We start from the raw sequence: 9794 nt of genomic DNA, 5'->3' as shown, positions 1-9794 counted from the left end.
CAATCCGCTTTTATGGTCTGCTGTAATTTGATATTCTTTCGTTTATCAAACCGACCATACCCATTCAGAGTTTATCGGCTCTGGCTACTGGTTGAATAGCGCGAAATTTAGGCCTCTTTGGCGCCCAGATAAATGTGTTATTGATTGCGCTGCGTCTAAAATTACCAAAATGTTCTTTTGATGCGCAATATAAGTAATTTCTTTAATAGGCGTTTCATAACCGAAAGTATTAGATATATGATTTAAAACTACAAATTTAGTTTTATTAGATAAAACTTGACAAAAATTATCTACTGTTATTTTATAATCTTTATCCAAAGGAATAAAAATTAATTTAGCTTGTTTTTCTTTAGCTATTCGCATCCAAGGCAATAAACATGAATGATGTTCTAATTCGGAAGTAATAATTTCATCACCAGGTTTAATAAAATGTCGTAACATTTCGGCAATCATATTTAGAGATTCAGTAGCACCCTTGGTAAAAATAATTTCTTTAGGCTGAGCATTTAAGAATTTCGATATATCTTTTCGAGTTTGCTCAATTAATAAATTATTTTGCATTGCTAAACCAGAAGATGAACGAATATTCATGCCATTGTTATTATAAAAATTTTGCAATTCTTCAATAACTATTCGGGGTTTCAAAGTAGTTGCAGCGGAATCAAAATAAATTAAATCAGGATTATTTTCAAAAATAGGGAAATACTTACGAAATTGATTAATCATATAAATTTATCTTTTATTTATCGAATTTATTTAAAATATTATATTTAAGTTGTTCTGGATTTCCAACCATAATATAGTCATGATTAGGTTTACCTGTTTGTAATAAAGTTTTTTTTACTTCTTCATTTCGCAAAAACCATTTCATTGCTTTTATATTTTGACTACTTTGACAATTTTTTTTAGCGGCTAAAATAATAGCATACGAAGAAAAAACAATATCTGTAGGTTCTTCGTTTTCATTAGTTCCTAAGCCTATAGAACCTAAACGTAAAAAATTAACATTTTTCCTCATTAAACCCGGACAATTAATAGCTAAATCATATGTATTATAATCTTCAAATAATTGAGCTACTTTAAAAATGTTATCTGTTTTAATAAATTGCAAGTTAGAAATATTTTCAATATCTTCTAAAGATAAATTATAACCTTTTTGTTCGATAATTTTTTCATCAATTTTAATTAAATTTAATTTTCTTAATAATAATAATGAACGCGATAAATCACAAGGAGCAGTAAACAAATCATTAAACGGAGCAAAAAGAACTCTAGCGTTTTTTATTTTTTTTACATCCTCTAATGTTTGAATCTTTAAAGGGTTTTGTTTATTAGCGTATAATCCATATTTAGGATGAAAAAAAGGTTCAATCATTTCTAAACGTTCTAAAGGTTCAGGAGCAAAGTAATTATTATAAGCTTTTAAAGTATGAAAGTTGTTGGCAATATTAAAATCAATAATTCCTGCTTTTAAAGCATCGTTACAATTTACTTGATATTGTTCTTTTAATTGATTTTCATCAAAAATTTGCAATTCAAAACCAATTTGATTAATTAATTTTTTATTTTTTTGTAAAGTTTCTAAAGTAGATGGAAAATTAGTAGCTATTTTAATGATTTTTTTTGATTTCATTTCACAACCACATGATTGACAATTAAACATTTTTTAAATGGACCTTCTTCTTTTTATATGTTTTTTTATAACCAATTTTTAACTATTCTGTTTTTGATTTTTTCTGGATCAGAAATCATTACATAATCAATTTCACCGTTATTTGTTTGATTAGCGTGAAATTTTTTAACTTCTGGGTTTTGTAATATTTTTTGCAACAATTTAATTTCTTGACTATCTGCATTACTTTGACGCGAAATTAAAGCTATAGCATAAGATTCTACTAATTCATCTTGAGGTTCTTTGTCATCTGAAATATTAGAGCCAATTCTAATAAAATCAGCATTGTATTTCATAAAAGCTGGCCAATTAGCCATTAAATCAAATTCATCTGGCTGTTCAAATTGATAAGGTATTTGTGAAGTTTTAATAAATTGTAAATTGTATGGGTTACTAATATCTTCTAAACTTATATCTAATTTTTTAGTTTTAATAATATTTTCAGGAATGCTAATTAATCCTAAATTTTTCAATAGTAAAAGTGATCGAGACATATCGCATGGTTGAATAAAAGCAAAAGATACTGCTAATAATACTTTTAAATTCTGATATTGTTTCACTTTTTCTAAATTAGTAAGTTGTTTTTTATTGTTACGATTTATATATAAACCATATTTAGAGTGATAAAAAGGTTGTATGTAAGAAAATAATTCTTTATTTTGTTTTTTTAAGAATTCATTATAGGCTTTAAAAACATGTACATTAGTATAAATTAATCCATCTACAGAACCATCAGATAATTTATCAATACTTTCTTCGGTCCAATCAGTTTTAATAACTTGTAAATCTATTCCTTGTGGAAAATAAATTTCTTTAGCTTTATTTAAAGTATTTAATACAGCTTGTATCGGACTAGCAACTTTTATTATTTGTAATTTTGGTTTAGAAAAATTCATATTTTTTTTCTTTCTAAAAATAAATATATACTCTTTAATAATATAAAAATTTAATTATAATGAAATGATTTCTTTATTAAGTGATATTAAATCAATAAAATAGTTTAAATGATTTTTTAACCACAATATTTTAAAATTCTTTATATAATATAGGTTTAATTTTAAAATATTGATAATTATTTAACATACGGGAAATTGGACATTTCTGATGAACAATATTCATAATATCTTGTGTTTCGGTAAGTGATAAATTTTTAATACCGCACACTAAATTTATATCGAAATAAAAACCTTTATCATCGCTACAACTATTGCATAAAATTTTAATTTTAAAATCAGAATGATTCAAATATTTACGTGTGGTTTTATAAAAACAAATCAATAAAGATACACAAAATAATTCTTTAGGATTGCTAATTTCAGAACTATTTGCGAATGCTGAAGTTAGTTTTGTTTTTAACCCTTTATGAATAATACCTATATCTTGTAATTTTGGTTCATAATAAGCTATAATTTCTATTTGGTTTTTCATGTTCAGACATACCTTTTAAAATTTGATAACAATTAAAATATAATATTAAATTAATTTTCTAAATAGATTTTTTTTAATTTATTATTTTTTATAACTAAATCAAAAATATTAGCGTTTAACAAATAAATTCCGTGAGCCGGATTAACATCGTCATTTTTTATTTTAGTCAAAATATTTAAATTTAAAAATTTTTGAGTAATTGGCGATTGATTAGTTAAAGGAAAAGTTTGATTTTTATTTTTAATAAAAGTTTTTAAAACTTCTTGCTCTAAAAGATCACAATTTAATAAATAACGTTCAATTTTATAATTAAAATTAAATCGATATATTAAATTCATAATTATAAATGTTATCGCAATAACAAATATAATTACAACCAATATATAATACTTCATTATTTTTATTTAATCTCCGTTTATTTTTTATTTTTCATTGCTAACATAATTTGCTGAAGTTGTTTTTCACTAGGACTCCTTCCCATTTGTTTAAACATTTCTTTAATTTGTTTTTTATTAATGGGAGGGTTTTTTTCTAAATATTTTTTAAAACCAAAAAACATAATTAATGCTCCTGATAAAATACCTATAATTAAACCCAATAAAAATGAAATTGTTTCGAACCAAGCCATAAAATATACTAAATTCCCCTTTCCAAATTAATATTTTTTTGTTAAATAATAGGTTTGTAAAAAACTAACCTTTTGCTACCATATTTTTTATTTTTAACTAAAATAAATTTTTGATCAACATCAGGTAATAAATTTTTATGATTAGTTTCATAAATAACCCAACTTCTAGAATGGATTATTTTAAATAATTTTTGAAATAAATTTTTGATTTCAAAAGCATAAGGAGGATCTAAAATGATTACATCAAATTTAATTTTTTGCGATATAAATCTTTTTAATATATTTAAATAGTTTTTGTAAAAAACTATTATTTGTTGATTATTAATTTTCAGTTTGTTTTGATTTTTTCTAATGGTTAAATATGCTGGAAGCGAATTATCTACCATAAAAATTTTTTTAGCTTCTCTGCTTAAAGCTTCAAAACCATAAGCCCCAGAACCTGCAAATAAATCTAAGACAATACTATTATGAATATCTTTCTGAATAGTATCAAATAAAGCTTTTCGAATTAAATGAGTAGAACTTTTAGTTTTTTGTGAAGGTACTAAATTTAAACGAAAATTTTTATATTTTCCTGATATAATACGTAACATTTAGATATTACCAAACTTTTTTCAATTTAAATATTTTTTTACTTAAAGAATTTAAAATTTTTATTTGCTCTGGAAAAGGTTCAAATCCTTTTTTACTATAATAATTTATATTATTTTTTAATAATTCGTATATTGTCTGATCTAGATTTTTAAAAGCTAATTCCCGAAAATAATTAATATTAGGGAACTCTCTGCTATCTTCTATTTTATCACTAATTAAAATAATTTTGTCTAATTTATTCATGTCTTCGTGGCCCCAAACATGTTTACGAATGGCATTAAAAATATTTGTATTATTAATATTAAATTCTTTTTGAAGTATAATAGGCGCGCTAAAAGCATGATACATAAATACCATTTGTTTATATTTATTAATAATTTCGTTATCTAATAAAGATAAATGAAATTCTAATGATTCATTTTTAGTATAATCATGAAATAAAGCAGCTATTTGAGCTTCTTCAACATTTTCTCCATAAAATAAAGCTAAATCAGTAGCTTTTTGATAAACTCCTAAAATATGATTCAAACGATAAATATCATTTTTAAATTTATTATTAATTTTTTTTAAAATTGTTTCTATTAACATAAATTATAATTATTTATTATTTAATAAAATTCTTAAACTTATTATTATAAATACTTAAATTAGTTTTTCGAATTAAATTAATTAAAGGTCTTTCTATAAAAAAACGATTACATTTTGTAAATAAATTTTCTTGTGATTTATTCAAAGGCTTTACTAAAATAGATATAATATTTAATTTATTAGCTCCTTTAATATCTGTGGTTAATTGGTCCCCAATCATAACTACTTCGTGATTTTTTGTTTTATCGGGATAGATTAACTCGGTTTAGAAAGTGCATTGATAATTTAACTTTCATATTCGCAATTAGCCCCCCACAGAACCGGACAAGCAAGTTTCCAAGCATCCGGCGCCTAATATCTGATTACAGATATTGAAACTCTTTCGCCATGTAAAGGTTATTACCCTTTGCCGTGGTCAGGTTCTTCTAAAATATTCCAATTCTAGAATTAAACTGACGACTACTGTAAGTTTCGCTTTTCCCTTGAGCCTAACAGCTGTTAGTTTTAACCCTTTGGTGGTGCTTTTAGGGAGATCAAAGTTACGACATAATTCTACGAGAAGTGTTAGGTGCAGTTTACAATTGTTGCCAATTGGAGCATTCATAAAAATATTAATAACAATATTTTAATGAAATTAGTGTAGAAAAGGGTTAGTTTTTTAACCATATTGATAATATATATAATACTTAACTAATATATTATATATCTTTCCTAATCCTGGTATCAATACCTTACCAGAATGTTTACAGATTACCACGCTACCTAACCGCTTAGGGATTTTCACCTTCTCCTTAACTTCTGGTCTGGCGCTGACTTATTGACTAGATATTTCGTCTCATCGCGCTTGCGTGCTTTTGCTGTTATTAATTACTCTTTCGAGACAATTAATCAAGCCCACCTTACAGTGTTTACGTGACCTCTGGAGATTATCACTCCAGGCTATGCGTTAAATAGCGGAATTATGCGCATCTTTTGCGCCCAGTTAATTGTAAAGCTTTTTTGAAACCCCAATAAGCAGGTTTTTTATGAAATAAATTAAGATAAATATAATTAAAGTTAGTTGATAAAATTTTTTTTAATTTCCGGCGAGAAGATAGGGATAGAATATTTGCGTTTCAATAACCCTATATTTCGATTATCTATTACAAACAGCCCCCCTCTAAACCGGACAAGCAAGTTTCCAAGCATCCGGCTTGCCATAATTTATCCTTTTTATCGGACTAACTTTGTGTTACCACTGATTAGTTGTTTATTCTTATCGTTCTTTTTAGGGAATTAATATTGGTGCCAAGGTATTAATAATTCATCGTTCTTTAATATCGAAAATATTGAAAGATCTCGATTTTTTTTACTTTTTTTATCTTACTTTTTTGGGATAAAAAATTATTTAACTGATTATGGTAGACAATCGTCATTGACTTATTTATGGTGGTATTGTTTAATTTTTAGGATTTCCAATACCGTATATAGTTTTTAACTATCAATATTCCCATTCGACATTCCTTATGGACCGTGATATGATTGAACGTTTGATAGTAGTTGTTGAGTTATATTATTAATCCAGCGTTTTAAGTTCTGGTTGAACATTTAATGAACAATCTTGAATGATATTCAATGTTCGCCAAAGTTTAGTTTCTGGATCAAAAATAGTTGTTGACATAAACACCAATTCCCTTATTATCATTGAATAAACAATAAATTACTGACTTCTTTCGCCCTATAAAAGCCGTTAACCTTCATCTTGGGAGGGCGATTAACTTAATTATTCCAAATTAAGTTTTACTCCTCCGACTACTAAAAAGTCGCTTTATCCTTGAGCCTAATGACTTTTATTTCATTATTAGTTAATTTAATAACTAGCTTTTAGGATTCTCCAAGTTACTCTAAATATCGACCTTAATCCGTTAGGAGAAGTGACCATTTTGATAATGGTGAGATTCCAGGTTTTTAACTGATAAACTATCCAATCCTAATGCTATATCGGATAGATTCTGGACTGTTCGGTTATTACAGTAGCTTGTTGAAACAGGTTAAATTACATCTTCTTAGCTTCTTAGGCCATTTCAGGCTTATCCATGGGATTATTAGGTGGCGGAATCTTTTTGACTAACTACTTCGTCGCAACCCGCTTTTAAGAACTGCTGTAATTCACTATTCTTTCGTTTAATGAACCATTCTTATCCTTTCAGTGTTTATCTGCACTGGTGATTGGTCAAATCACACGATATTTAGGCCTCTTTGGCGCCCCATTAGAAAGTATAATTATTTGAAATTTTTTACTAATATTTATTAATAAATTATAAATTTTATCATTTAAAGTTTTTTGATATGGTTCTATAAGAGTATTATCTAAATCAAAAAATAAAGCTTTAATATTTTTATGCAATAAATCTTCAAAAGGGATTTCAAAAACAGAATCATAATAAAAACTAGGTATATAATTTGTATATTTTTTTAATTTCATATCAATTTATTTTCAAAACCTTAATATCAATTATTTTACCTGTTTCAGATTTATATCTTACTTGATCACCTTCTTTATGCCCTTGTAAACTTTGTCCGATAGGTGATTCAATAGAAAATTTATTGTTCAAAGGATCTACTTCTAAAATGCCAACCAAATGTAATTTTAAAATTTCCATATTATCTAAAAACTGAATATCTACCGTATTACCAATGGTAACAATTTCTTTATTTTGGTTAGAATGATCAATAATTTGCATATTTTTTAAAATATTTTTGATTTCAGAAATACGTGTTTCTATTATAATTTGTTCATTAGTGGCAGCTGCATAATCAGCATTTTCACTTAAATCTCCTTGATCACGAGCCTCTTTTAAAGAAATTAAATTTTCACTTCTTTTAGTGGAAGTTAAATGATCTAGTTCTTGCTTTAATTTATCTACACCTTCCTGAGTTAGTTTATAAATTTGTTTGTCTTTATGAATATTTTTTTTATCAATTTTATATTTATGCTCATAAGAATCAAGATCTTGGTTCATAATAACTAACCTCTTTTTTATTATTTTTTAATTTGGATAATTTATTTTATCATTAAAATATATATATTCGGATGGTAAAAAATTCTTGCACGAAATACTCAATCCATCTCCTACATTTATAAATGTAGTTTTAAAAAAATAATTATTTTTTAAATATATTTTAAATGCTTGTATTTTTTTTAGAATTTTACAAACATTTTTAGAATTATTTTGTTTATTAAATAAATTATGAAAATTTAAATTATCACAAATAATAAAACCATTATTTTTTATAAATTTTTGATATTTTTCAAATAATTTGCAATATTGTGATTTAGCGCCATCAATGAAAATTAAATCATAATCTTTTTTAGGTTGATAAATTAGAGCTTCTGTCCAAATTACCTCAATATTAAAAGGTGTGTGAGAAAATATTTTTTTGGCTAATTGATAATAAATCTTGGATCTTTCTAATGTTTGGATTCGATTAGTTGGATTGCACATAGTTAACGCGCTATACCCGACAGCAGTCCCTATTTCTAAAATATCTACTATTTTTTTAGTATTAATAAAATTTTCTAAAAAAATCCCAGTTTCTTCAGGAATGATAGGTATGTTTTCTTGAATTGCGTACTTTTTCATATTTTTTAAATATTTTATTTTTAAATTATAAAACATAGATATATTATTTCTTTATAAATTTTTTTTCAATATTAATCAAATTTATTATGATATTTTTGATAATTTAAAAAATTTTGTAAAATTATTGCAGCAGCCATTTCATCTTTTAATTTTAAAATTCTGTTTTTTTTGTATTTAATTTGATGCATATTATTAATTGCTTCTTGAGTAGAAAGTCGTTCATCCCACAAAAATACTTCAACAGATGGAAAATATTTCTTAATTTTTTTACCAAATGCAATACTAATCTTAGATTTAACTCCTACGTTATTGTTCATATGTTTAGGATTACCTAAAACAATTATATTAATATTCATTTCACGAATAAGATTTGCTAAAGGCAAAATTAATTTACTATATTGATGTCTCTGAAAATGTATAGTTTTTAAATTTTTCGCAATAATTCCAAATTTAGAAAACGAAATTCCTAAAGTTTTTTCTCCTAAATCTAAACCTAAAAAATTTTCTTTTTGATAGAATTGTTTTTTTATAAACATTTTAACCATTCTTGTTGCAATATTATTAATTTATCCTTTTGATAACTAATACTTTTAGCAAATTTCGCATTCCCTCCGCCTTTACCTTCAATTAAAATATTAACACGTTGAATAAAATCTTTAGCATTAATAGTATCAATATTACTTTTACAAACTAAAATAAAATATTTAGATTTTTGTTTATATAAACATAAAAAATTAATTTTTAATTTTTGTATCAAATATTCTAATAGATTTTTTAACATGTTTTCATCAATATCAATATTATCACAACTCAACAACATGCAAGGTTTTATTGTAGAAGGTATAATTTTTTCAGCTTCTTTAGTCATTTTTATAATATCTTTTTGATGAATTTGCTTTTGTATTTGTAACCAAAATTTTTGTAATTCTTCACAATATTTTTTATAAAGAAAAATACTTTTATAACTGTTTTTAGTTTCTTGGAATTTCGGAATATTGCAATTTTCTGATAAATAATGATAATGTTTTTCTATTTTATTTAATATTTGTTGTTCTTGAATTTGCAAATGCTTAGTTTTTAAATCAAAACCAATTTCAATATTATAATCAGTAGTAGTTGCTTCTATTCTATATAATACGGATAGATTAATTGCGTTTTATTCAGCGATTTATCTTTGCTGTTTTATTTACAATCAGCCCCCGTCCAAACCGGACAAGCAAGTTTCCCAGCATCCGGCTTTCCATAATTTACTCTCTTTCGA

Annotated in this window: 15 protein-coding genes; all 15 read right to left on the bottom strand. The window is 25.0% G+C overall.

Translation table 11 applies throughout. From position 1 onward, the window contains the following. Window positions 1-84 precede the first annotated feature (84 nt). A complete protein-coding gene (locus OC710_RS01985) occupies window positions 85-726 on the bottom strand; it encodes an aminotransferase class V-fold PLP-dependent enzyme (RefSeq protein WP_051049951.1) in 642 nt (213 codons plus the stop codon). A 13-nt stretch (window positions 727-739) separates the two neighbouring features. Continuing rightward, window positions 740-1663 carry a MetQ/NlpA family ABC transporter substrate-binding protein gene (locus OC710_RS01980; protein WP_004994704.1) on the bottom strand — a complete coding sequence of 308 codons (924 nt, stop codon included), beginning with the start codon at window positions 1661-1663 and terminating at the stop codon, window positions 740-742. A 35-nt stretch (window positions 1664-1698) separates the two neighbouring features. Next, a complete protein-coding gene (locus tag OC710_RS01975; RefSeq protein ID WP_004994705.1) occupies window positions 1699-2568 on the bottom strand; it encodes a MetQ/NlpA family ABC transporter substrate-binding protein in 870 nt (289 codons plus the stop codon). 130 nt (window positions 2569-2698) lie between these two features. Next, complete coding sequence (locus OC710_RS01970) at window positions 2699-3100, bottom strand: OsmC family protein (protein ID WP_004994706.1); 402 nt, start codon at window positions 3098-3100, stop codon at window positions 2699-2701. A 50-nt stretch (window positions 3101-3150) separates the two neighbouring features. Next, on the bottom strand, window positions 3151-3495 hold the full coding sequence (locus OC710_RS01965) for a super-infection exclusion protein B (protein ID WP_004994708.1): 345 nt from the start codon (window positions 3493-3495) through the stop codon (window positions 3151-3153). 20 nt (window positions 3496-3515) lie between these two features. Next, a complete protein-coding gene (locus tag OC710_RS01960) occupies window positions 3516-3728 on the bottom strand; it encodes a YneF family protein (protein WP_004994710.1) in 213 nt (70 codons plus the stop codon). Between the two features lie 41 nt (window positions 3729-3769). Next, the gene (gene rsmD / locus OC710_RS01955; RefSeq protein ID WP_004994711.1) at window positions 3770-4321 is read right to left on the bottom strand and encodes a 16S rRNA (guanine(966)-N(2))-methyltransferase RsmD; all 552 of its coding nucleotides are present in this window, start codon (window positions 4319-4321) and stop codon (window positions 3770-3772) included. A 7-nt stretch (window positions 4322-4328) separates the two neighbouring features. Then, window positions 4329-4910 (bottom strand): bis(5'-nucleosyl)-tetraphosphatase (symmetrical) YqeK, encoded by a 582-nt coding sequence (yqeK, locus tag OC710_RS01950; RefSeq protein ID WP_004994713.1) that lies wholly within the window; start codon window positions 4908-4910, stop codon window positions 4329-4331. A gap of 16 nt (window positions 4911-4926) precedes the next feature. Next, window positions 4927-5166: an HAD hydrolase-like protein gene (locus OC710_RS01945; RefSeq protein WP_083900702.1), complete on the bottom strand. Its 240-nt coding sequence runs from the start codon at window positions 5164-5166 to the stop codon at window positions 4927-4929. A gap of 800 nt (window positions 5167-5966) precedes the next feature. After that, window positions 5967-6110, bottom strand: a complete 144-nt coding sequence (locus OC710_RS01940) for a hypothetical protein (RefSeq protein ID WP_304513467.1) — start codon at window positions 6108-6110, stop codon at window positions 5967-5969. A gap of 1012 nt (window positions 6111-7122) precedes the next feature. Next, complete coding sequence (locus OC710_RS01935; protein ID WP_051049953.1) at window positions 7123-7374, bottom strand: hypothetical protein; 252 nt, start codon at window positions 7372-7374, stop codon at window positions 7123-7125. A 1-nt stretch (window position 7375) separates the two neighbouring features. Continuing rightward, window positions 7376-7912 (bottom strand): transcription elongation factor GreA, encoded by a 537-nt coding sequence (gene greA, locus OC710_RS01930; RefSeq protein ID WP_004994717.1) that lies wholly within the window; start codon window positions 7910-7912, stop codon window positions 7376-7378. Window positions 7913-7939: 27 nt separating this feature from the next. Beyond that, entirely contained in the window at window positions 7940-8569 is a 630-nt protein-coding gene (locus OC710_RS01925; protein WP_004994719.1) for an O-methyltransferase, read from the bottom strand. Between the two features lie 35 nt (window positions 8570-8604). Beyond that, complete coding sequence (gene ruvX, locus OC710_RS01920; RefSeq protein ID WP_004994720.1) at window positions 8605-9069, bottom strand: Holliday junction resolvase RuvX; 465 nt, start codon at window positions 9067-9069, stop codon at window positions 8605-8607. After that, window positions 9060-9599, bottom strand: a complete 540-nt coding sequence (locus tag OC710_RS01915) for a hypothetical protein (protein WP_004994721.1) — start codon at window positions 9597-9599, stop codon at window positions 9060-9062. Before OC710_RS01915 ends, ruvX begins: the two co-directional genes overlap by 10 nt. Window positions 9600-9794 lie beyond the last annotated feature (195 nt).

The organism is 'Vigna radiata' phytoplasma (assembly GCF_030586915.1).
Classification (GTDB): Bacteria; Bacillota_I; Bacilli_A; order Acholeplasmatales; family Acholeplasmataceae; genus Phytoplasma; species Phytoplasma australasiaticum.
This window is presented reverse-complemented; position numbering and strand designations above follow the sequence as displayed.

Excerpts from the sequence above, each read along its gene's own strand:
- OC710_RS01985 (WP_051049951.1), bottom strand. The coding sequence starts at position 726 with ATGATTAATCAATTTCGTAAGTATTTCCCTATTTTTGAAAATAATCCT.
- OC710_RS01980 (WP_004994704.1), bottom strand. The coding sequence starts at position 1,663 with ATGTTTAATTGTCAATCATGTGGTTGTGAAATGAAATCAAAAAAAATC.
- OC710_RS01975 (WP_004994705.1), bottom strand. The coding sequence starts at position 2,568 with ATGAATTTTTCTAAACCAAAATTACAAATAATAAAAGTTGCTAGTCCG.
- OC710_RS01970 (WP_004994706.1), bottom strand. The coding sequence starts at position 3,100 with ATGAAAAACCAAATAGAAATTATAGCTTATTATGAACCAAAATTACAA.
- OC710_RS01965 (WP_004994708.1), bottom strand. The coding sequence starts at position 3,495 with ATGAAGTATTATATATTGGTTGTAATTATATTTGTTATTGCGATAACA.
- OC710_RS01960 (WP_004994710.1), bottom strand. The coding sequence starts at position 3,728 with ATGGCTTGGTTCGAAACAATTTCATTTTTATTGGGTTTAATTATAGGT.
- rsmD (WP_004994711.1), bottom strand. The coding sequence starts at position 4,321 with ATGTTACGTATTATATCAGGAAAATATAAAAATTTTCGTTTAAATTTA.
- yqeK (WP_004994713.1), bottom strand. The coding sequence starts at position 4,910 with ATGTTAATAGAAACAATTTTAAAAAAAATTAATAATAAATTTAAAAAT.
- OC710_RS01940 (WP_304513467.1), bottom strand. The coding sequence starts at position 6,110 with ATGGCAAGCCGGATGCTTGGAAACTTGCTTGTCCGGTTTAGAGGGGGG.
- OC710_RS01935 (WP_051049953.1), bottom strand. The coding sequence starts at position 7,374 with ATGAAATTAAAAAAATATACAAATTATATACCTAGTTTTTATTATGAT.
- greA (WP_004994717.1), bottom strand. The coding sequence starts at position 7,912 with ATGAACCAAGATCTTGATTCTTATGAGCATAAATATAAAATTGATAAA.
- OC710_RS01925 (WP_004994719.1), bottom strand. The coding sequence starts at position 8,569 with ATGTTTTATAATTTAAAAATAAAATATTTAAAAAATATGAAAAAGTAC.
- ruvX (WP_004994720.1), bottom strand. The coding sequence starts at position 9,069 with ATGTTTATAAAAAAACAATTCTATCAAAAAGAAAATTTTTTAGGTTTA.